At 37.6% G+C, this 22339-nt stretch carries 19 protein-coding genes; 6 read left to right on the top strand and 13 right to left on the bottom strand.

The genetic code is table 11. The features are described from left to right. Position 1 precedes the first annotated feature (1 nt). From AAHI02_RS17645 to AAHI02_RS17660, 4 genes are all read right to left on the bottom strand, one after another. On the bottom strand, positions 2-565 hold the full coding sequence (locus AAHI02_RS17645) for a sensor histidine kinase (protein ID WP_346984359.1): 564 nt from the start codon (positions 563-565) through the stop codon (positions 2-4). Then, entirely contained in the window at positions 516-1046 is a 531-nt protein-coding gene (locus tag AAHI02_RS17650; protein ID WP_346984360.1) for a hypothetical protein, read from the bottom strand. Before AAHI02_RS17650 ends, AAHI02_RS17645 begins: the two co-directional genes overlap by 50 nt. A gap of 75 nt (positions 1047-1121) precedes the next feature. Then, the gene (locus AAHI02_RS17655; RefSeq protein ID WP_346984361.1) at positions 1122-1430 is read right to left on the bottom strand and encodes a DUF4907 domain-containing protein; all 309 of its coding nucleotides are present in this window, start codon (positions 1428-1430) and stop codon (positions 1122-1124) included. Then, entirely contained in the window at positions 1417-2397 is a 981-nt protein-coding gene (locus AAHI02_RS17660) for a kelch repeat-containing protein (RefSeq protein ID WP_346984362.1), read from the bottom strand. The genes AAHI02_RS17655 and AAHI02_RS17660 overlap by 14 nt, the downstream gene beginning before the upstream one ends. A 228-nt stretch (positions 2398-2625) precedes the next feature. Between AAHI02_RS17660 and AAHI02_RS17665 the strand changes: the two genes are divergently transcribed. Further along, positions 2626-3966, top strand: coding sequence for a DUF4270 family protein (locus AAHI02_RS17665; protein WP_346984363.1), 1341 nt, complete (start codon positions 2626-2628; stop codon positions 3964-3966). A gap of 15 nt (positions 3967-3981) precedes the next feature. Further along, positions 3982-5211, top strand: coding sequence for a hypothetical protein (locus AAHI02_RS17670; RefSeq protein ID WP_346984364.1), 1230 nt, complete (start codon positions 3982-3984; stop codon positions 5209-5211). A gap of 85 nt (positions 5212-5296) precedes the next feature. Here AAHI02_RS17670 and AAHI02_RS17675 read toward each other — a convergent pair whose 3' ends face one another. After that, the gene (locus AAHI02_RS17675; protein WP_346986633.1) at positions 5297-7045 is read right to left on the bottom strand and encodes a GH92 family glycosyl hydrolase; all 1749 of its coding nucleotides are present in this window, start codon (positions 7043-7045) and stop codon (positions 5297-5299) included. Then, positions 7014-8099, bottom strand: a complete 1086-nt coding sequence (locus AAHI02_RS17680; protein WP_346984365.1) for a GH92 family glycosyl hydrolase — start codon at positions 8097-8099, stop codon at positions 7014-7016. Before AAHI02_RS17680 ends, AAHI02_RS17675 begins: the two co-directional genes overlap by 32 nt. 129 nt (positions 8100-8228) lie before the next feature. Between AAHI02_RS17680 and AAHI02_RS17685 the strand changes: the two genes are divergently transcribed. From AAHI02_RS17685 to AAHI02_RS17695, 3 genes are all read left to right on the top strand, one after another. Beyond that, on the top strand, positions 8229-9335 hold the full coding sequence (locus AAHI02_RS17685) for an Mrp/NBP35 family ATP-binding protein (protein WP_346984366.1): 1107 nt from the start codon (positions 8229-8231) through the stop codon (positions 9333-9335). 38 nt (positions 9336-9373) lie between these two features. Next, positions 9374-9622: a NifU family protein gene (locus tag AAHI02_RS17690; protein WP_066439129.1), complete on the top strand. Its 249-nt coding sequence runs from the start codon at positions 9374-9376 to the stop codon at positions 9620-9622. A gap of 606 nt (positions 9623-10228) precedes the next feature. Next, complete coding sequence (locus AAHI02_RS17695) at positions 10229-10843, top strand: response regulator transcription factor (protein WP_346984367.1); 615 nt, start codon at positions 10229-10231, stop codon at positions 10841-10843. Positions 10844-10995: 152 nt separating this feature from the next. Here AAHI02_RS17695 and AAHI02_RS17700 read toward each other — a convergent pair whose 3' ends face one another. The 5 genes from AAHI02_RS17700 to ppk1 form a co-directional block, all read right to left on the bottom strand. After that, positions 10996-14037 carry a choice-of-anchor I family protein gene (locus tag AAHI02_RS17700; RefSeq protein WP_346984368.1) on the bottom strand — a complete coding sequence of 1014 codons (3042 nt, stop codon included), beginning with the start codon at positions 14035-14037 and terminating at the stop codon, positions 10996-10998. Between the two features lie 188 nt (positions 14038-14225). Continuing rightward, positions 14226-14378 (bottom strand): hypothetical protein, encoded by a 153-nt coding sequence (locus AAHI02_RS17705; RefSeq protein WP_346984369.1) that lies wholly within the window; start codon positions 14376-14378, stop codon positions 14226-14228. After that, positions 14375-15028: an NAD-dependent epimerase/dehydratase family protein gene (locus AAHI02_RS17710; RefSeq protein WP_346984370.1), complete on the bottom strand. Its 654-nt coding sequence runs from the start codon at positions 15026-15028 to the stop codon at positions 14375-14377. The genes AAHI02_RS17705 and AAHI02_RS17710 overlap by 4 nt, the downstream gene beginning before the upstream one ends. Positions 15029-15523: 495 nt before the next feature. Next, positions 15524-16408, bottom strand: coding sequence for an exopolyphosphatase (locus tag AAHI02_RS17715; protein WP_346984371.1), 885 nt, complete (start codon positions 16406-16408; stop codon positions 15524-15526). Further along, complete coding sequence (gene ppk1, locus AAHI02_RS17720; RefSeq protein ID WP_346984372.1) at positions 16405-18477, bottom strand: polyphosphate kinase 1; 2073 nt, start codon at positions 18475-18477, stop codon at positions 16405-16407. The genes AAHI02_RS17715 and ppk1 overlap by 4 nt, the downstream gene beginning before the upstream one ends. Positions 18478-18879: 402 nt before the next feature. Between ppk1 and dnaK the strand changes: the two genes are divergently transcribed. After that, positions 18880-20775, top strand: coding sequence for a molecular chaperone DnaK (gene dnaK / locus AAHI02_RS17725; RefSeq protein WP_346984373.1), 1896 nt, complete (start codon positions 18880-18882; stop codon positions 20773-20775). 92 nt (positions 20776-20867) lie between these two features. On the opposite strand, the gene AAHI02_RS17730 is transcribed toward dnaK, so the two are convergent. Together AAHI02_RS17730 and AAHI02_RS17735 are read right to left on the bottom strand one after the other, a co-directional pair. After that, positions 20868-21947, bottom strand: coding sequence for an alpha/beta hydrolase (locus tag AAHI02_RS17730; RefSeq protein ID WP_346984374.1), 1080 nt, complete (start codon positions 21945-21947; stop codon positions 20868-20870). Next, the gene (locus tag AAHI02_RS17735; protein WP_346984375.1) at positions 21944-22330 is read right to left on the bottom strand and encodes a hypothetical protein; all 387 of its coding nucleotides are present in this window, start codon (positions 22328-22330) and stop codon (positions 21944-21946) included. Before AAHI02_RS17735 ends, AAHI02_RS17730 begins: the two co-directional genes overlap by 4 nt. Positions 22331-22339 lie beyond the last annotated feature (9 nt).

A 22339-nucleotide genomic window follows, 5' to 3' on the forward strand; every position in this document is an offset into this window, starting at 1 on the left:
TTTAATTCAATTGAAGTTTTAAATTTACGCTGTATTCAGAGCCATTGTCTTCAATATCAAGCTGATATTTTTCGGGATAAAGAAGATTCAGTTTCATTTTTGTATTTTCTATCCCCATCTTGCTGTCATTGCTATCTTCAGGTTTTTTCTTCTCATAAAAATTCGTGATCCGGAAATCCAATAATCCATTTTCCATATAAATTTTAAGATTAAGGGGTCCTTTCTTTAAATCAGCATATTTAAAGGCATTTTCTACAAACGTTAAAAGCAGAAGAGGTTCAATCTCATAATATTCAAAATTACCATAAAATTCATAATTCATGTTGTTAAATTTATTGAAACGGATAGACTGTATCTCGATATACTTTTTAATGTTTGAAATTTCATCATTCAGATTATTCTTATATCCGTTTTTATTATTAAGAACATAGCGCATAATATCAGATAAAATCAAAATCACCCTCGGTGTATCCGGAGATTTAATAATGGATAGCGAATAAATACTGTTCAGGGCATTAAAAAAAGAAATGCGGATTGATCTGTTCCCTGAGAATTTTAAGCTCACTGGACTGCCTTTCAAATTCCAGCGCTTTTATTTTCTTTCCGTTTTCTACCCATTTGTCTAAAAAGAAAAGGAGGGTGCTGAATACGATTGAGAAGATCCCGATCCTGAAGAAAATATCGTAGAGACCTATCCCGTTCTGAAAAGGAATCATTTTTCCTTTCTTCGGAAAATCCTTAGGTGACATAGGCATATGCTTTGGCATCGGAGGCATGAAAAAAATCATAAGTGCTACATATACCGCGATCAGGGAAACGGTGATGATAATAATTTTTTTGGGACTCTGGCGAATGATAAAGGGTAGAACCAGATAATAATTGATATAGAATAATATAATGGCTATAATGAACAGCTTTATATTCATCATCAGAAAAAGATTCCCGAAAACAGAATAATCCATGATCAGCTTAAAAAAAATAAGAATGATCCAAATGATCCAGTGGTAGATGTAAGTTGTTTTTATCTGTTTAAAAAATGCAGTCATAAATCTGTCTTTTTATAGGTACACAAATTCCCTCAATAAAAAATATTGAAGGAACTTTCATTGTAATTAAAGCATCTAATACGCTATCTTCATAGAATCCAGTTCATGTATAGAAATTCTTGGGAGTGTTTGTTTTCCTATTTTTTTTACAACAAGCAGGGCGGTTTTCTGTGCATCTGCTTCGTTTTTAAATGTTTTTTCTCCCTGTATTGCAGGAATAAAAGGCTGGTTAATAAAGACTTTCTTTTCCTTCAATATTTGGTATCCGTATCCTGACTCCTGTTTTGTAATCTTTACGTCAAAGGTATTATTTTTTTTCTCACAGCTCACGAGTAAGATTACTGATGAAAAGAATATTCCGGAGAACGTTTTAGTCATCATCATTTTCACTTTCGTTAGGATGAAATACCCAGATGTCATCAAAATAAGACGAACCACTGTTTCCGGTAAGGACATAGCCGTAGTTTCCGATTGAAAATGCGCAGGCACTCTCTCTGGATGCCCCTTCAAAAGATGTTCGCTGAGTCCAGTCATTGGCAGAAGGATCATATTCCCAGGTTGTATTTCCGACTCCGCTTGTAGAACCTGTGGCTACATATCCCAGCCCATTTGCTGAAAAAGCGGCTGTAGATGTACGGTTTTGCGTGTCATCATCATTGCTGGTGTCTACTTTTCTGGTCCATGTTTCAGAGCCGGGATCAAATGCCCAGAAATCTGATACAAGGCTTCCGTTATTGCTTCCGAATCCCACATATGCAATATTGTTGATCACGAAGGCAGCTCCGTCTCTTCTTTTAGAACCTCCCAGACTGTTGATGGGACTCCATGATGAGGTAAGTTCTTCATATTTATAGAAATCTTTCAGTTCGCTTCCGTCGTATCCTGTTCCTACATATCCTTTATTATCAATTCCGAAGGCTAAGGCTGCATATCTTCCTGTTCCCGGAAAATCATCAATTTGTGTCCAGGAGTTGTTGATAGGATCGTATTTGTAAAAATCTTTTAATTTGTTTAATCCATCATATCCTGTCCCTACATATCCGTAGGAATTGGTGGCGAAACCAACGGCAGAACTTCTTTTTGATCCCGGGAAATCGGCTTTCTGGGTCCAGGAGTTCGCATTGGGGTCATAGCTCCACAGGTCATTGTAATAATCCTCTCCGTCATAGCCGCCGGTGATGTATCCTTTTCCGCTTACAACAAATGCGGAAGCATTGGATCGCGGCTTACCGTCCAGATCCGAAACCCTTACCCAGTTTCCTATCAGTTCATCATCATCATCATTGCTACAGCTTACTGCTAAAAATGTTCCTACAAGAGTAAGAGCTAAGATTGAAAGTTTACCATTCATTATTCATTCTTTTTTGTGCAAATGAATTTCATTCTGATGTATTCTGAAAATTTTTTAGACGGATGGCTGTTATTTATAGTCAGATGCGGCAGTTTTGTTGACGGATGGGGGATGTTTAAAAAAATCATCGGATATCTGATTAAACCTTGCTGTTGTCTACAACTAATAGTAAAAGGAAGAATAAATTTTTGTTCATTGTATCTTCATTTTATGTTTGCGGAAAAAAAGATGTATAAATACTTGTTATTATGTATTTCATTGATGTTTTTATTTTCCTGTGAAGATGAAAGTAATACGTATGAAGTCGGAAGCTCCTGGATGGATGCACAGTCGAAAATCGTAATGATCGATACACTCACGGTGAAAATGTCTACCATTATGATGGATTCTACAATAACCTCCGGAAAAAGAGTGATGATGATCGGAAATATACATGACCAGACCTTCGGAAAAGTGAGTTCTTCTTCTCTTTTTGAACTGACACCTTCAAGTTACAGCCTGTCGTCACCTTCCACTGCAGTTTTTGATTCCCTGGTCATGTATCTTACCAACACAGATTTCTATTACGGAGATACCCTGAAAACCTTTAAACTGGCTGTTCATCCTTTAACAGACAGGATAAAACTTGACAACGGATACCTTTATAATAAAAGTACTTTTAATTATTCTTCGAATTCCATCGGAAATGCAGAATTTTATCCAAGACCCAATACAGACAGCAGCTATGTGAAAATTAAACTCGATCAGTCTTATGGGCAGACACTTTTTAACACCTTAAAAAACAGCGATGTTACCAATCAGGAATATTTTCTGAACTTTTATAAAGGTTTAGCGCTTGTACCTTCTTCAGAAAATAATGCGATGCTGCGTTTCGGGATCAACTCTTCTTACCTGGTTCAGATCAATAAAAATACAAAAGAGAAGGTCTCTAATATGGTAAGGATGTATTATCACACGACCTCTCAAAACGGAACCGAACTTGTGAAATATACATTAGATTTAAGCCCAAGCCCAACTTTTCAATACAATAAAATTTCAAGTGACTTTACAGGATCCGAATTGGCAAATCTTACGCCCCAAAATTCTATTCCGTCAACAAGCCTTGGAAATAAGACCTATCTCATGGCAGGCATCGGGGTTTATACTAAAGTGGAAATCCCATATCTGAAATCATTAAAAAATTTATATGAAAATTATAAAATTATTGATGCTACACTTTCATTAAGCCCGGTCGCGGGATATTATTCCGATAATTTTTATAATCCAAGCCCGCTTTACTATTACGTTGGGGACAAATTGAATCATCTTGTCAGCAATTACACTTCCGACGGAAGTACCGAAATCACCACGAGTTTATCAGAAAGCAGTGAGTTTCAAAACGAACATGCCTACAATTTTTCCATGACAACCTATGTAAACAGTATTTTGACGGAAACCACAAACTCCAATCATAATACGCTTATTTATCCTTCGTCTTATGCGGATGTCCTTTGTGGGAAAGCGGTTTTCGGTGATGTTAAAAATAATACAAATCCGGCGAAGCTAAAGGTGTATATATTGGGATATTAATGCAGAATACTATTTATGAATAAAAATAAAATAACAATATGTGCACTGTTCTCGTGCGTTTTTACATCAGGATTGTACGCTCAGAACGCATCGCCTTATTCTTACTTTGGAATAGGAGGGTTCAATAATGTTGATGATGCCCGGAATATTTCGTTGGGAAATACAGGGATTGCCCTGGAAGCGCCCGAATATATCAATTCCAAAAATCCCGCTTCAATGACAGGTATTACTACAAGAAATGTTGTTTTCAATGTAAGCGGAATTGTAAAATACAATACAATTTCCAGCAATTTGGGATCGGACAACAGGCTGAATTCCAATTTTACGAATTTCAGCGCGGCTTTGCGGGTTTCAAAAAAAGCATTTATCGGCATAAGTATGCAGCCTGCCACTTCTTCCGATTATAAAATTTCATCTACCATTCCGATTGAAGGAACGGCCGTGGAGTATCCTGTCACTTATGAAGGGAGCGGAGGACTTTCAAACTGGGGAATAAGCTTAGCTTACAAACTCAATGACAACTGGAGTTTTGGAGGTAAAGTGAAAAATAATTTCGGGACTATTGTGCGAAAAGAAACTATTTCTACAACATCTGAAGTAGAAATCAGCCGAAGTGTACGCTATACGGGTTTTAGTTATAATTTAGGAACACAGTATAAGAAAAATTTCACAGATAATTTTCAGCTTACTTTGGGAGGCATTGTAAATTTCGGAAGCAAGCTGGTTTCTAAAAGGGAAGTTTCTTACACGCAGAATCAGGATTACACCAATACGCTGACCTCAAATCTTTCTTCAAAAAATTCATCTCTTCCTCTGGAGATGGGAGCTGGTTTTTCCATTTTAGCAAAGGAAAGATACAGAATGACTTTCGATTTCACACAGAGCAACTGGGATAGAGTGAAAAATACAGAAACTTCCGAAAAGTATTACAGGCAGTATGTTTATGGTTTAGGCTTTGAAATTCTTCCTGCGAAAAAAAGGTTTGAAACACTTTCGGAAGCATTTACATACCGTTTTGGACTGAATTACGATACCGGTTATTACAAAATTAGTAATGTAGGAATTGACAAACTGGAGGCTACCGTAGGTTTGGGAATTCCGTTAAATAAGGTTAATCTCAATGTTGGTTACGGCTACGGAATTCACGGAATGCAGAAAAATGTATCCATCAAAGAAAATTATCATATGCTCAACATCAGTATGAATATTCTTGATACATGGTTTAAGAAAAAGTATATCGATTAAAAGGGCGGATAAAGTAAGTAAATAAAGTCATATCAAATTGTTTTTTTTAAAATTCCCCTCCGAACTTTTCGGAGGGGAATTTGTTTTATTTAAAAGATATTTCATCAATAAAAATATATGCGTCTCCGCCGGCGCCTTGGTGCCATTCCGGCAGTTTACCGAAATGATAAGCTTTTACTTTTACATATCTGGCTTGTGTCGGTAAAACCTCAGCTGAAAAATCTTTTACCTGAATGGTTTCATCTTTCGGATCAATTGTATTTTCTACGGTTTTCAGTAAAATATAATCTTTCCCGTTGTTTGAAACGTAATATTCCACTTTTTTAGGCATTAAGATCCAAGCTCTGCTGTCCTGAAGATAAGTTGATGAAAGTTGAGTAAACTGTTGTGGAGATTTCATGTCAATAATCGCTTCAAAAGTCTGCCCCTGATAGCCCAGCCATTCGCCTTTTCGCCAGTTGGTATCACCATTGATGCCGTCGATTAAAGATAGTTTTCCGCTGGCTGTATATTGTGCCGTAGGAGTAGAGTTTACTGTGATGTCCCAATTATTGGGTCTCCTGTTGGAGTTTGCCCTTACAATCGAGCTTTTTTCACCATTTCTTTCGGCATACGCTGAGACGTGCGTTGTTTTTGTGATCGTGAACGGTCCTTTATAGGCTGTAAACATTTTTCTCACATTGGCATCTCCTTCATCGAGAGTCATATAATAAATTTTATCTTCAGGATTTAATGCCGTGATTTCCACTTTGGTATTCAGGTCAAAAATCCTTGCTGCTGCAATAACGGGAGAAGCTGTTAATTCATCATATTTAAAATCTTTAAAGGATTTTACGTTTTCAAACCCAAGTTTTTTAAGCTCGTCTCTGCTTGTATTTTTAGTGATTGTACGTGTCGTTCCGTCTTCCAGATGAATTTTAATTTCATCAAAATAAGGCTTCGTAGTTTGCCATTCCGGCATTCCGGGAGTTACAGAGTAGATTCCCATGGAACTGAGAATGTACCACGCGCTCATTTGACCACAGTCTTCATTTCCGATAAGGCCGTCCGGAGCATTTTTGTAATAATTATCGAGAATGAATTTAATTTTTGCATCTGTTTTTTCGGGTTTGTCAACATAATTATACAAATACGCAATGTGGTGGCTAGGCTCATTTCCCTGTGCATATTGCCCGATCAGGCCTGTAATATCAACTTGTTCACGACCCGTTGTTTTGTCCGGCGCAGCGAAAATACCATCAATAAATTGTTCAAATTTCTCTTTTTCGCCATGCGCTGCAATAAGGCCTGGAATATCCTGTTGAACAGAGTAGGAGTAATGCCATGAGTTTCCTTCCGTATAATTATTGTTAACCTCTCTTGGATCAAACGGCTCATACCAGTTACCGTTTTTTCTCGGCTGCATAAATCCGTTTTTAGGATTGTAAAGGTTTTTCCAGTTCTGTGAGCGTTTCATGAAATATTGGTAATCTTCTTTTTTGCCTAAAATTTTAGCCATCTGGGCAATACACCAGTCGTCATAAGCATATTCCACGGTTTTGGAAACACTTTCATGCTCATCATCAATGCTGATGAAATTGTTTTGCTTGTAAGCATTTAATCCAAAAATATCCAACATCGCAGAATGTTTAGAAGCTTCAAATGCCTTTTCGTAATCAAATCCTGTAATTCCTTTCGCCATCGCATCTGCAATCACAGAAACCGCGTGATACCCAATCATACACTCCGTTTCGTTGGAAGCGAGTTCCCAAACCGGAAGTTTGCCGCCCTGCTCGTATTGTTTAATAAATGTATTGATAAAATCAGCGGTTCTTTTTCTGTCGATCAACGTCATCAAAGGATGTGCTCCCCCTAAAGGTGTCCCAAAGCGAGAATACTGAATAATAATCAAAACCGTTTGCCGTGTAGAATTTGTTGTCGCGCCCTCTGTATTTTCCGTCAACATCCATATTGATGTTGGGCTGCGTGAAAACATGATACATCGCAGTGTAGAAGACGGTCAGCTTATCTTTATCGGAAGATTTCACTTCAATTTTTGACAGTTCTTTATTCCAATCTGCAGCAGCTTGCTTTCTGATTGATTCGAAATCATTTGATTTTCCTTCCGCCAGCATATTCTTTCCTGCACCTTCATAGCCTGTGGGTGAAATTGCCACTTTAACACTGATTTTTTCACCCTTTTTAACATTAGCTGAAAAAGCTAAAGCTAGTTTTGTTCCTGTAAAAAGATTGGCTTCATTTCTTCCGTTTACCAGTTTTTTTAAAATTTTCATTGGTTTTGAAAATTCAATTCTGGCATAAATGTACTGGTTGGTCGCCCATGCTTCACTTCTGCGGAAAACTTCGATGGTTTTGTCATCGATTATTTTAACTTCACCTTCTAATAATTTATCCCTGTGATTTAAGTCTAAAATAATATTGGCATTTCCTGCATTATTGAAAGTATATTCATGATAACCAACCCTTTTTGTCGTTGTGAGCCGTACATCAATATTATGTTTATCTAATTTTACCGAATAAAATCCGGCGGAAGCTTTTTCGTTTTTATGAGAAAATTTCGATGAATATTCTTTTGGAGTAACACCGGGCTTTCCCATCGTAGGCGTCAGCATGATATCGCCGTAATCAGAAACTCCCGTACCGTTGAGGTGCGTATGTGAAAATCCGTAGATCACCGAATCTGAATAATGATAGCCACTACAGCCATCCCAGCTTCCGTCGATCCTGGTATCGGGTGAAAGCTGTACTATTCCAAAAGGAACAATAGCCCCCGGAAAGGTGTGTCCGTGACCGCCTGTTCCTATAAACGGATTTACATATTGCGAATAATTTTGTGAAAATGCATTATGAAAAATAATTCCTAAAAGAACGATTAATATTCTTTTCATTAGATATAAATTAAAATTTCCCTAAAATACTATAAAATTAGCTTATGCAAAAGAAAATATCTATCAGTCTCTTCACTTATTCTAAATAGGTTAATTTTTCGTAAATTTGTAAACAATTTTATTAGTTTTATGTTGACGAAAGAAAAGGTTCAGGATTTCCTTAAAGAGATAGAAGTTGATGATTTGGTGAACAATCTTCAGATCATGGGCAATGACGTTTATATTGATATGACCGCTCATTCACCTGCCATGCACGAAAAGAAAAAACTGGAGGCAGCCATGAAGCAGGCTTTTGCCAGCGAGTTTGGAGAGGAGGTTCATTTGAAATTGAAAATCGTTTCTCCGGAACCGACCGAAATTCAGCAAAGTCAGATCAAAGGAAAACAAATTCCCGGAATTCAAAATATTATAGCCATCGCTTCCGGAAAAGGAGGAGTGGGCAAGTCTACGGTTTCTGCAAATATGGCGGTTACTTTAGCAAAGATGGGCTTTAAGGTCGGTTTATTAGATGCCGATATCTACGGACCTTCGGTTCCGACGATGTTCGATACAGAAGGTCAAAAACCTATATCTGTAGAAATTGACGGTAAAAATCTTATGAAACCGATTGAGAATTACGGAGTGAAAATGCTTTCCATCGGGTATTTTTCAGGAGCCAATCAGGCGGTTGTATGGAGAGGGCCGATGGCTTCCAAAGCATTAAATCAGATGATCAGAGATGCCGCCTGGGGAGAATTAGATTTCTTGTTGATTGATCTTCCTCCGGGAACGGGTGATATTCACCTTTCGATCATTCAGGAAGTTCCGGTAACGGGCGCTGTGATCGTAAGCACCCCTCAGCATGTTGCTCTGGCGGATGTAAGAAAAGGTATTGCGATGTTCCAGATGGAAAGTATTAATATTCCTGTTCTTGGTTTAATCGAAAATATGGCGTATTTTACCCCGGAAGAATTGCCTGAAAATAAATATTATATCTTTGGTAAGCAGGGAGCACAGTATATGGCTGAAGATCTGGGAATACCTGTGTTGGGAGAAATTCCTCTTATCCAGAGCATCAGGGAGGCGGGAGATGTCGGCAGACCGGCGGCACTTCAGGAAAACTCCAAAATTGCAGAGATCTATACGGAAACAGCCAGAAATATGGTGGAGAGTCTTGTAGAAAGAAATAAAAACCTTCCTCCTACAGAAGCTGTTAAGATCACTACGATGGCCGGGTGCTCGCCAAAAGCAAAATAATTTTCATCATTGAAAACCCACAATTGAAAAGAAAAAATATGGAAACAAATATAACACACGAAGATACAGTAACAAGGGTATTGGAAGCTCTGGAAAGCATCCGCCCGTTTCTTAATAAGGACGGCGGCGATATTGAGCTTATTGATGTGAAGGATAACCTGGTTTATGTAAAGCTTTTAGGCAACTGTTCCGGATGTTCATTAAATTTTTCAACCCTGAAGCTTGGCGTTGAAAATACCATTAAGCAACATGCTCCGGAAATTGAAAAAGTAATAAGCGTAGAGTAAGAATTTAAAAATATATTCTTAGGACAGATCCGGCCGGGTCTGTCTTTTTTTTTCTAAATTCAAAAATAAAACTGATATTAATCAGTAAACAATATAATATCTATCGGAAAAATAATTAATTTTTTTCACGAGTTTAGAAACATGTTATTTCAAAGGATGGGATTTGAACCTTAGTTATTGGCTTTTAATAATTTTTAAGGGTTTAGGAGAGTGAAAATTATTGTAAATGTCTGTATTTAAGAAATGTTAAAGATAATTATGAAAATTTTATAGTAATAATTCTACTCCGTTGTGAATATTATATGTGTTATTTTTGTAAAAAAATATTTACGGTGCTATATGGGGATGTGTGCTTGTAATATACTTTTTTATTCATACGCTTTAGAGGATTAATAATTTTTAACAGTTGGGTAAAGATTATTTCAATTATTTGAATTCCGGAAATTCCGGGATAGTAGAATTGTGTGTTAAAACGTCCTTAAATAGAGGGGAAAAGGTATATTATGATGCTGTGTAATTGGTCTGTAACTTGTATTGAAAATATAAAAAAAATGAGACAAACTTTTTTTCCATTCTTCCGGGAAATTTATTTAAAAAACTAACTCTATGAAAAATATACTCATTGCTGACGGTCATTATGTTGTAAGGACAGGTACGGCTCTGGTGCTAAAATCAAAACTTCAATATCCTTGTAATATAGATTTTGCAGAAACCTATTCTGAAACAAAAGAAATGGTCTCCGAAAATACGTATGATCTGTTGATAATTGATATCGATATACCGGGCAGTATCTTTAAAGCAATGGTAAAAGATCTGAAGAAAAAGCAAAAGCAACTCAAAATCCTGTTTTTTTCTACCTATGATGAAAACGTAGGGATACAATACATTGAAGAAGGCGCATCCGGATATCTCAGTAAAGGGGCTTCAGAGGCCGAAATTCTTACGGCTGTAGCCAGTATGTTTGAAGAAGGATATTATTACACCCTCAATATGATGAAAAAGCTGGTGACCCATTCTACGGACAGCCATTCTGTAGAGCGGCTTTCAAAAAGGGAACTGGAGATTTTCAAACTTCTGGCACAGGGAAACGGGAATATTGAGATTTCCAATATCCTGAATCTTAAAATGTCTACCATAAGTACGTACAAAAAGAAAATATTCGAAAAGCTGCAGGTGAAAAATGTGGTGGATCTGGTGAGAATTTATGATGATATGCATTAAAGTATAAATCCGGTGAATTTTTTTCGCCGGATTTTTTATAACATTTTATTTTATTGCTTCAATACCGTTGAGCCAAACAAAGTTTCTTTGGAATAGCTTATACGAAAAAGCCCCGACAAGCGGGACTCATTTTAATCAACTAATAATATATTCTATTTTACAATCACTCTTTTTATGTGTCCTTCTGATGTTTTTATGAGATAAACTCCTGTAGAAAGTTTGGAAGTATCGATTGTTAAAGCATTCTTTTCTTTTTCAATCATTTTTCCTGACATATCATAGAGCTCATAATCCTGTACTCTGTTAAAATACAGTATATTGCCTTTTGTAACCGGGTTGGGGAATACGTTGAATGTTGCTTTTTCAGATTTTACTTCACCTGTTGCAAGATTACCTGCACCACCAACTTCGTACATCGATAATGTTCCGCTGATTTCATTGGCAATGATCACATAGCCTTTTCCGGTGGTCGTATTTTCCGGAGCAATATAGATGATTCCTTCCGGACCATTGTCACCGCCATAAGCTGATGTCATACGGGAATGTTTATAGTCCGTAAATGTAGGATTATTAGGATCTGAAATATTGTACACCATTACGCCTCCCGTCCTTTCCAGGGTGATGAAAGCATACGTCTGTCCATTAATATTGCCCAAGGCAACGCCTTCAGGCTCAGGTCCTTTAGCGCGGCTTCTGCTCTTTACCGTATTGGATTCATTATCTGCATTAAAAATCAATGGATGATTGGCGGCAATATATCTTTCAAACTGATCGCCACTATCGTAAACAATTTGCTGAGTATCTGCATTAAAAATTGAAAAAGAACGGGCACCTAGTGCAGCTATTTCTTCAAAGTCTCCATCGCTGTCTGTATTTCCGGTAGCATTGGAAACCCTGAATCTCCCAAGATTGTAGGAAGCTTTTAAAACAGATGACTGAGGGAATAATGAAGCATCCAGTGTGTAATTATTGGCTCCCACTGTCGTTCTTTCGCTGAATCCTGAAAGATCTTTTTCATCACCCTCGTTGGCCGTTACAATATAATGTGTATTCCCTACTTTGTAATTCTGAACCGCATCTGGAGTGTAATAAGTTTTTACCGGCCAGTTGGCAATTAAAATTTCATTATTATTATCGGAAGCATCGAAGCCGTTTCCGGGAATGCTCATGTCTTTTTTACCTAGTCCCCAGATTCCTGTAATTGTTTTAGTAGTTAGATTCACTTCTGCCACAGCATTATTTTCCTGAAGTGTCACCCATGCTTTCTGGCTATCGGAACTTATCGTAATGTATTCAGGTTCAAAATCCTGGGAAAGTGTGTTGTTGGTTCTTACTTTTCTTAGACCTGTTGCTGTTAAAGCGGTCACCTGTGAATCGAAAGCATTAAAATTGAGTGTTGTTACATTACTTTGGGTAAGGTTGGCAACTCCTCCGGAAATATCAATGATACTTATTGTTCCTTCCGGATCTACCGTGTAGGCATCATTCGGCTCTCCTTCATTGGCGGTCATTACTTTTGTACCATCCGGAGAAAAAGTGATCATATCTGGTAATGCACCTACTGTTACCTGTTTAAGGAAATTACCGTTAATGTCAAAGAAAACGACGGAGCCATTCTGCTGTGGATTGGCATTAGGTGACGCGGCAGCAATGATCCCGTTCTTTACGGCAATGCTGGTAATACCACCATATGGAGCCATGTTAATGGTATTAATTACCGATGGCAGGTTTGGATTGCTGAAATTAATAATATCAAAAACATCAGTGATTGAGCTTATGGTAAATAACCTTTGTGTTGCAGGATCATGAACTACAATTTCCGTAGAGCTGTTGTTGTTTCCTGACGGATCAAAGCTTCCGATATAGTTTAATGCAATCTGATGCGAAGGAGCCGGCGCAGGCTTGTCATTGTCAATAATATAAACGGTAGCATTAGGATCTCCGGAAATGGTTGCTCCCGCCGGATTTTCAAGGCTTACAACGAAATATTCTGCCTGTTGTTCTTCTAAATTATCATCGATGATGGGAATATTTACGGTATAACTTGTCGTGGAAGGAGTAAGCGTAATGGTTTGATTGGCTAAAGTAAAATCATTACTGCCCGCCGTACCGAAAGGAGCCGGTTTTACCACAAGATTCACGGTAGCATTTGAAGGGTTGGTAATATTTAATTTAAATGCTAAAGTTCCTGAGTTTTCATCAACTTTAATAAAATTTTTATCTAAAGAAACGGATGCTCCGGCTGTTGTAAATGTTGTGGCTGTTACTGCTGTCACCGCATTGTCACTTGTATCCTCAACAGTATTGGGTTTTAGCGCCAGATAATACGTCTGATTGGGAACTAAAACTGTTGTTGGGATTATGGTAATCTTATTATTTGAAAAAGTAGTGGTGAAAGGTATCTGAGTTCCTGAAGCATTACCTAAACGGAAGTCAACAAGATTTTGTGCATTTGAATCACTGATCGTAGTATTGTCGATTAATCTTACATTTTCATTAAATGAAATGGTAGGATTTATAGTAGGTAAAACATTATTCGCATTATTTGACGGAAGATAAGTGACCGTTGGCGGTGTTGTGTCTGCTCCGTTTATTGAGGTCGCATCTACGGTAAAATTGTCAAAGCGGTTATTTCCTCCCGTTCCTCCTCCGGTAGCGGAAAATTCAACCTTAAGCTTGAAATTGGGATTGTTCGCCACACCTGCTACTCCGGAAAGATCCAATGTAATCAATTGCGGATTGGCATCCTGCGGCGATACGGTCTGATATGTTTGAAAATTGGTTCCATCCGTAGAATAAGACCATGTCTGTGTTCCTGATCCTGAACCTGATCTTCTTGTCGTAAACTTTACAACAACATTTTGATAACCTGTAGTGGGAAGATTAAACTGTAGATTTCCGTTGATAGGGAAGTTGTATCTTAAATGAGTTCCTGCAGCATCTCCATTTCTGGCATTGAGGTTTTCATTGCTGAAGTTTTGCCCTGTACCACCTGCGAAATCTATTTCCGTTGTTCCGTTGATGACAGCAGTCATTGATCCTCCGGTTACACTTAATGTTGGAGTGGCAATGGCCGCAGTTGATGTATTGTTGTTAAAATTCCAGTAGTGGATAAGTGATGTCTGCCCGAAAACCGCTCCCTGAAGGAAAAATGCGGCTATCACAGAACCTTTTAAAAAGTAATGATTGATCATTTTTGCTGATATTAAATTTATGCAAAAATGAAACTTATCCTTCTTAAATATTTTAAGGTAATTTTAATAAATGATTAATAAATAGGTTATTATTACTCTGATGAAATGAAACCGCAAACTATGGATCGTTATCAGACTTCTCTACAAACGATTTGAAATTCAGTAAATATTAATTTTTTCTACTGTTTCTATTTTGACAGCTGATTGGAAAAATTCAGATTTTTCCCTGTTGCTTTTCTGCCGTCAAGGGGATGTTTCTGCATGTAGAAAAATCCTGAAATAGCAGTCAGAACCAATAAAATAAAAGCAACCAGAAAAATTCTTTTTAACATTTCTTTCATATCGCCAGATTTTTAATGTCCTTGATTTCTAATGTTGAGGTGGGATATCCTTTTTTTACCGCGTTGATCATTGCTCTGCCCACTCCCTGTAAAGTTAATGATTTTGATGGTAATATAACAGGGAAAAACCAAATAAAAGGTTTAAAAAACCATTTTACATTTTTCTGACCCTCAACAGGTTTCATAAATCCGGGACGGAAATTATATGTATCCCGGAATCCCAACTTCTTTAAGGCATTTTCCGTCTTTCCTTTTACTCTTGCCCACATTATTTTTCCGCTTTCTGTTTTGTCGGTATACACACCGGAAACATAATTAAAAACCATACCTGGGTTTTTACTGAGAACGGCTTTGGCAAAATGAATAGTAGTATCATAAGTAATTTTGGTGTACTCTTCTTCGTTCATTCCTATACTGCTGATACCGGCGCAGAAAAAGACCGCGTCGTATCCTCTGAAGTTTTCATCATTAAGATCAATTGCAAGAAAGTCAGGAACCATATATTCCTTCAGTTTTGCGTACTTTATTTCACATGATTTTCGGCTGACACTTAAAATTTCAGAAACATTGGGATTCTCCAGACATTCCATCAGAACGCCTTCACCTACCATTCCCGTAGCACCGGTCAGGATTACTTTAATTGAATTCATTTTATTTGTTTTCTATTGCTGACGTTTTTAGTCGGCTTTTACTTTATATACGGCAAAAATTTTAAGTTTTTAGTTAAAGATCAATGTGTACCTGTGTTGAGTTTTTTAAAGTAACCTCAAGTTTATTTTGAAGCTTTTTGACTCCGTAGAATTGTATTTTTTTGGAGCAATTTGATTACATCGAAAGCAATATATATTTTTTATTTGAAGCTTTTTCCCGCTTTCGCTACTCGCTATTTTTTGATTTAGTTGCGGCGGCGAAGCCGCCGCAACTAAATCAAAAAATGAGCTCAGACATGCCGCTCAATCGGGGCTAGGGGTTTTGTCTGCCTTTTACCATTTCACCATTAAAACAATAGTTACTACATCTGAAATCCGTTTAACAGAATTAGAAATTTTATTAAAAATTGACTTATTTCGATAGGCGCTCGTCATGACAATTAAAAATAAAACCGATCAAATTGACCGGCTTTTAGATTAATTTATATATTAAAATTACTTTTTATCGTGCAGTTTACTGTAAATGTTATGAATCAATCCATCGGCAACGGATATTTTCGGAACAAAAATCCTGCTGATTTCCGACCACGACATTACGTTGTTGAAAATTTTCAGAGCATGAACCAAAACATCTGCCCTGTCTTCACGGAGGTTGTATTTCGTCATTCTTTCATCAACCGTTAAATCATCAAATTCCTTGTAAACTTTCTTCAGGTGCGACAATGACATTGGTCTACCGTCTTTGGTCTTGCTCATCGAGAATACTTTATTGATATTTCCTCCCGATCCAATGGCAACGATCGGCTTTTTACTGTTGATATTTTTCCTGATTTCTTCCTTCATATCTTTCCAGTTGTCGGGTGTTACCAGATTATTCAACAGGCGGATCGTTCCGATATTGAAAGATTTTTCATAAAGCATTTTGCCATTTTCATAAAAGGTAAGCTCTGTAGAACCTCCACCGACATCAATATAAAGATAGGCAAATTCCTTATCAAGGGCTTCTGCTATATGATTTTCAAAAACCAGGGCAGCTTCTTCATCTCCGGAAATAATCTCAATATCGATTCCTGATATTTTTTTTACTTCCTCAATAATATCTTTACCGTTGGCAGCATCACGCATAGCGCTTGTTGCGCACGCTCTGTAATGCTCAACTTTGTACATTTTCATCAGATCGCTGAAAATCTTCATAGAATCGATCACCATTCTTTCCCGCTCTTCACCGATTTTACCAAGGGTAAAAACATCCATTCCCAATCGTAGAGGGATTCTTAACAGATTAAGCTTAATGAATTCCGGTTGCTTATTGTTGATTTTTACTTCATTAATCAGCAGTCTGGCCGCATTACTTCCTATATCTATGGCTGCAATCTTCATTTTTTGTTCGTTTTGGCATGTAAATATCGATAGGTTTCGAGCTGAGAACGGCATTCTTCTTTATTATTATGAATATACTCGTTGCTCAATTTTTTGTCTAAAATACGAGCTTTTACATTATCTTTCAACTGTATATCAAGAATATCTTTCAGTTCTTTCTTCAGATTCTTATCGGTGATTCTGGCGGCAGCTTCAATTCTGTAATCCAGGTTTCTTGTCATCCAGTCTGCGGAAGAGATGTACATATCTTCGGCTCCTTTGTTGTAGAAATACATTACTCTGGCATGTTCCAGGTATTCATCAACAATACTTATTGCTTTTATTTTTTCTTTAAATTCTTTCTGGTTCACCGCACAGTAAATTCCCCGCACGATCATTCTGATGATAACTCCGGCCTGGGCTGCTTCATATAATTTTTCAATCAGTAATCTGTCGCTTACAGAATTTGCCTTAATAATCATTTCAGCATGTCTTCCTGCTTTGGCTTCATCAATTTCTTTATCGATGTGATAAACAATTTTTTCACGCATGAATTGCGGACAAACCAAAAGATTTTTGCAGGTTTTCAATACAGGCAAATAATCATCTTTCGGCTTTTTAAGAACACTGAAAACCTTATTTATATCTGCCATTATTCCGCGGTCTGCTGTCATCAGCAAGTGATCTCCGTAAATTCTTGCCGTTTTTTCATTAAAATTTCCGGTGCTTACAAATCCGTATTGAATGGTTTTATTGTGAGATCTTTTCTTGATCACACACAGCTTGGCATGCACTTTCCTGTTCGGAAGCCCTATTAAAACCGTGATTCCTTCCGGTTCCAGCATTTCTTTCCATTCAAGATTGGATTCTTCATCGAATCTTGCCTGAAGCTCAAGCATTACCGTAACTTCCTTACCGTTTCTCGCCGCATAGATCAATGCATTAATGATTTTTGAGCTGCTCGCAAGACGATATGCCGTGATCTGAATAGACTTTACATCCGGATCCATCGCTGCTTCACGCAGAAGATCAATAACGGGATTATATTTATGATAAGGAAATGACAAAAGTACGTCCTGTTTTAAAATAACATCTGTTATCCTTTCTGTATTTTCAAAAGCGGGATGTGTAAAAGAGGTTCTTTCTGCTGGCTTTTCATATTTTTCAAAAACATCCGGAAAATCCATGAAATGTTTGAAATTATGAATTTTTCCTCCCGGAATAATGCTGTCTTTTTTACTTAAATTTAATTTCCGGATAAGCATTTCCAGTAAGGCCTTATCCATATCTTTATCAAAAACGAAACGCGTTGGCTTTCCTTTTCTTCGGTTTTTTAAACCTTTTTCTATCTTTTCTGCAAAATTCGTTCGGATGTCGTTATCCAGATCCAGTTCAGCATCTTTAGTTACTTTAAAAGCATTGGCGGAAAACTCATCATATCCGAAATAAGAAAAGATATGCGGTAAATTGAAGGTAATCACATCTTCCAGAAGCATCACATTCTTTTCCTGTGGATCGTCGGTAGGAAGTAATACAAATCTTCCCACAAAACGCGACGGAATTTCAATAATCGCATAATTGCTGGAATACTGCCAGTCTTTTTTTCTCATAGCCACGCCCAGATAGAGACTTTTGTCTCTCATATAAGGCATTGGCGTATTTTCGTGAAGCAGAATAGGAATCACATTAGATTCTACCACTTCATCAAAATATCTTCTCACAAAATCTTTCTGCTGCGCCGTTAAATTTTTTGAGGTTTTAATAAAAACATGATGATCGGCCATTTCGCCCTGAATTTTCCTCCAGGTTTTATCGAAATTCTGCTGATGCCTGATCACGATATCATTAATTTTCTGAAGTATCTTTGAAGGAGGCTGATAAAAAGATTCGGCAATTACTTTTTCCTTAAAATCCATCGCGCGCTTTAATCCGGCAACACGCACCCTGAAAAACTCATCCAGATTGTTAGAAAAAATTCCTAAAAACCGGATTCTTAAATGTAACGGGACGTTCTCGTCCATTGCTTCCTGAAGCACCCTTTCGTTGAAGGCAAGCCAGGTAATATCTCTCGGATTAAAATGTAATGACATTCGCTAGTTTATAATTTATCAAAAATAATGATTCAGCTCTTTTTAAAGGGCCTTTTCAACGTTAAGCTTTAATTAAATTTAAGAACCAGAGCGCTGAAATTTGTTTTTTGTAAGTGACTAAAGTTATTAAAAATCTGCTACAATATAAACAGCATCCATAAAAAAATAACCCTCATTCTGTCAATAACAAATACGTGACATCCTTTGACATTGTTTATTGACATTGCCATTTTCTGACATCCATTTATCAATATCGAATGCCTTTATTACACGATCATAGGGCTGTTTTTTCTTCCTGCTTCATTTGTATGTGTCAATTTGTCACAAAATATCCAATGGTATAAATATTGAGAAATAGAGAAATGTAAACTAAACTTAAAAATTAGAAAAAATAAAAATATTATGAGTAAAATAATCGGAATTGACTTAGGTACAACCAACTCTTGTGTTGCTGTAATGGAGGGAAAAGACCCTGTTGTTATTCCTAACGCAGAAGGAAAAAGAACAACTCCTTCTATTGTAGCATTTACAGAAGATGGTGAAAGAAAAGTGGGGGATCCTGCAAAAAGGCAGGCCGTTACTAACCCTACAAAAACGGTTTACTCTATCAAAAGATTTATCGGAACACATTTTAAAGATGACGCTTCTGAAATTTCAAGAGTACCTTATAAAGTAGTAAGCGGACCAAACGATACGGTAAAGGTAAAAATCGACGACAGAGAATATACGCCACAGGAAATTTCAGCAATGACACTTCAGAAAATGAAGAAGACCGCTGAAGATTATCTTGGCCAGGAAGTGACGAGAGCGGTAATTACTGTTCCTGCCTATTTTAACGATGCTCAGAGACAGGCTACTAAAGAAGCGGGTGAAATCGCTGGTCTTAAAGTAGAAAGAATCATCAACGAGCCTACTGCTGCTGCATTGGCTTACGGTCTTGATAAAAACCATAAAGATCAGAAAATCGCTGTGTATGACCTTGGGGGTGGTACTTTCGATATCTCTATCCTTGATTTAGGTGATGGTGTATTTGAAGTATTGTCTACAAACGGTGATACGCACTTAGGTGGTGATGACTTTGATGATGTAATTATCAACTGGATGGCTGATGAATTCAAAGCTGAAGAAGGTGTTGACTTAAAATCTGATGCTATCGCATTACAAAGATTGAAAGAAGCTGCTGAAAAAGCAAAAATCGAATTGTCTTCTTCTCCTCAAACGGAAATCAACCTTCCATATATCACCGCTACCGCTACAGGTCCTAAGCACTTGGTTAAGAGCTTAACTAAAGCTAAATTTGAGCAGTTATCTGCAGATTTGGTAAGAAGATCTATGGAGCCGGTTGCTAAAGCGCTAAAAGATGCTGGTTTATCTACATCGGATATCGACGAAGTAATCCTGGTAGGTGGTTCTACAAGAATCCCGATCATTCAGGAAGAAGTAGAAAAATTCTTCGGTAAAAAACCATCTAAAGGAGTTAACCCGGATGAAGTTGTAGCGATTGGTGCTGCTATCCAGGGAGGTGTATTGACCGGTGATGTAAAAGACGTTCTTTTATTAGACGTTACGCCACTTTCTTTAGGTATCGAAACAATGGGTTCTGTTTTCACTAAATTAATTGAAGCGAACACAACGATTCCAACTAAAAAATCTGAAGTATTCTCTACAGCTTCTGACAACCAGCCGGCTGTAAGCATCAGAGTAGGGCAGGGTGAAAGACCAATGTTCAATGACAACAAAGAAATCGGTAGATTCGACCTTACAGATATTCCGCCAGCGCCGAGAGGAGTTCCTCAAATTGAAGTTACATTCGATATCGATGCAAACGGTATCCTAAGCGTTTCTGCTAAAGATAAAGGAACCGGTAAAGAGCAGTCGATTAAAATTCAGGCATCTTCAGGTCTTTCTGATGAAGAAATCGAAAGAATGAAGAAAGAAGCTCAGGAAAATGCTTCTGCCGATGCTAAGAAAAAAGAAGAAGTTGAGATCTTCAACAAAGCTGACGGATTGATCTTCCAGACTGAAAAGCAATTGAAAGAGTTTGGTGAGAAATTATCAGCAGACAAAAAAGCAGCAATTGAAGCCGCTCACGGAGAATTGAAAACAGCTTTCGAAGCTAAAAATGCAGATGATGTAAAAGCTAAAACAGAAGCTTTAGACGCAGCATGGATGGCTGCTTCAGAAGAATTGTACGCTGCAGGTCAACAGCCTGGTGCTGATGCAGGAGCTCAAAATGCAGGAGGTAACAATGCAGGTGCTGATGATGTACAGGATGCAGACTTTGAAGAAGTGAAATAATTTTGAGTAACAATAATAAATAATTAAAATCCGCTCTAAACGAAAGTTTAGAGCGGGTTTTTAGTTTAAGAAAAGCTGGTTTTAAATTTCTTTTAATTGCAGTAAGCAGTTCGTGGGTTGGTACTGCTGCCACAACGAAACTCATATTTAATTTGCAGATATTTAGGAGTCGGATTATCCGTAACTTCAAGGGGAGCCATGGCTTGCCCATTGGAAGAAGGCATGGTAATTTGTGCCGCAGAGCCGTTACCCAAAGCTACATTTTTAGCACTGGCATTTCCGTTAAAGCTATAGTCCATCATGGCATCCAAAAGGCGGTAGACTCCATAATAATCTAATGCATCAAAAACCTGACGGGAGCTGGGCATCACATGATCCGTTACATAATTGTATCCGTCAACAGTCGATGATTTAAAATAAATAAAATCTTTTTCACTGTTAGGAATATTGATATTCTTAAAAATATCGATGGCCATACGGTGATCATTCATATCATCTTCATCATACACCTGGGTGATCATTTTTGTATTGGCCGGAAAATTCTGCAATTGCTGTTGGGTTGTTAACGGGCTATTCCAGTTAAAAGAATACCAGGGTGCCATAGTAAACAAAAAACGTGCATTTTGCCCCCATCCTTTTTCCGTAAATGCTTTGTAAGCAAGATCAATGCTTGCGCCGCCCCCAAAAGAGTGACCCATGAAACCTACTTTTAGAGTATCGATAATGTTCGGATAATCGGCAGCAGCCTTTACAAAACCTTGCCAGAGAGTCTGGTAACGATGATCTATACTTACATCAATCGTGCGGTAAGGTACAAATACCACCACGTAACCTTTCTTTGCAATAAAGTTGTACAATTCTATATTGTAAGATTTGTCCTCACCACCGTAGGGATGGGAAAAGAATATGGTAGGTCTGGGAGAAGTGATCCCCTGCGGATAGAAAATCGAAACCTGTGTGCCTTCATACTGCGGATTGTCAAAATTAATTTCTGCCACTTCATAGTTGCCATCCGAACCGTATCCGGTGGTCGGTTTCGGAATTGGTCCCCGACGGCTGGTGTCTGAGGTTGTCTCCATTAGAGTTTCTTCATTATCAGCATTGCTAGTCTGAGAACAAGCTGAAGCGGTAATGAATATCATGATTACCCATGGATATAATAATTTTTTCATTTTCTTTTGTTTTTAAAGTTTTGTACTAATTGATCTTTTATTTCCTGATATTTTTTATACTGTTCTTCATTCAGAACTTTACTCAGAACGGAGGATTTTTCCTTCTGTAAAGCTTTCAGCTTTTTGAATTTAGCCAGCTTGCCATCATTGCCTTGCAGAATAGGATCATTTTTCCTGGCATATTCGAGGTTAAGATCATATACCTGCTGGATTTGGGTGGAATTTAAAGCCAGTTTCGTTTTCATCCATTCGGTCTGCATCTTTGCCCGTTGTTCGGGAGTGCTGTCCTTCAGACTTTTCGACTGCGCCGCCAGGGGCGTAAATGCCATACACGTAACAGCTGTTACGATAAGACAAATTTGTTTTCTTGTTTTTAGAATCATCTCGGAAGT

The organism is Chryseobacterium sp. POE27 (assembly GCF_039727685.1).
Lineage (GTDB): Bacteria > Bacteroidota > Bacteroidia > Flavobacteriales > Weeksellaceae > Chryseobacterium.

Coding starts and splice junctions, on each gene's coding strand:
- AAHI02_RS17650 (WP_346984360.1), bottom strand. CDS start 1,046: ATGACTGCATTTTTTAAACAGATAAAAACAACTTACATCTACCACTGG.
- AAHI02_RS17655 (WP_346984361.1), bottom strand. CDS start 1,430: ATGATGATGACTAAAACGTTCTCCGGAATATTCTTTTCATCAGTAATC.
- AAHI02_RS17660 (WP_346984362.1), bottom strand. CDS start 2,397: ATGAATGGTAAACTTTCAATCTTAGCTCTTACTCTTGTAGGAACATTT.
- AAHI02_RS17665 (WP_346984363.1), top strand. CDS start 2,626: ATGTATAAATACTTGTTATTATGTATTTCATTGATGTTTTTATTTTCC.
- AAHI02_RS17670 (WP_346984364.1), top strand. CDS start 3,982: ATGAATAAAAATAAAATAACAATATGTGCACTGTTCTCGTGCGTTTTT.
- AAHI02_RS17675 (WP_346986633.1), bottom strand. CDS start 7,045: ATGACGTTGATCGACAGAAAAAGAACCGCTGATTTTATCAATACATTT.
- AAHI02_RS17680 (WP_346984365.1), bottom strand. CDS start 8,099: ATGAAAAGAATATTAATCGTTCTTTTAGGAATTATTTTTCATAATGCA.
- AAHI02_RS17685 (WP_346984366.1), top strand. CDS start 8,229: ATGTTGACGAAAGAAAAGGTTCAGGATTTCCTTAAAGAGATAGAAGTT.
- AAHI02_RS17690 (WP_066439129.1), top strand. CDS start 9,374: ATGGAAACAAATATAACACACGAAGATACAGTAACAAGGGTATTGGAA.
- AAHI02_RS17695 (WP_346984367.1), top strand. CDS start 10,229: ATGAAAAATATACTCATTGCTGACGGTCATTATGTTGTAAGGACAGGT.
- AAHI02_RS17700 (WP_346984368.1), bottom strand. CDS start 14,037: ATGATCAATCATTACTTTTTAAAAGGTTCTGTGATAGCCGCATTTTTC.
- AAHI02_RS17705 (WP_346984369.1), bottom strand. CDS start 14,378: ATGAAAGAAATGTTAAAAAGAATTTTTCTGGTTGCTTTTATTTTATTG.
- AAHI02_RS17710 (WP_346984370.1), bottom strand. CDS start 15,028: ATGAATTCAATTAAAGTAATCCTGACCGGTGCTACGGGAATGGTAGGT.
- AAHI02_RS17715 (WP_346984371.1), bottom strand. CDS start 16,408: ATGAAGATTGCAGCCATAGATATAGGAAGTAATGCGGCCAGACTGCTG.
- ppk1 (WP_346984372.1), bottom strand. CDS start 18,477: ATGTCATTACATTTTAATCCGAGAGATATTACCTGGCTTGCCTTCAAC.
- dnaK (WP_346984373.1), top strand. CDS start 18,880: ATGAGTAAAATAATCGGAATTGACTTAGGTACAACCAACTCTTGTGTT.
- AAHI02_RS17730 (WP_346984374.1), bottom strand. CDS start 21,947: ATGAAAAAATTATTATATCCATGGGTAATCATGATATTCATTACCGCT.
- AAHI02_RS17735 (WP_346984375.1), bottom strand. CDS start 22,330: ATGATTCTAAAAACAAGAAAACAAATTTGTCTTATCGTAACAGCTGTT.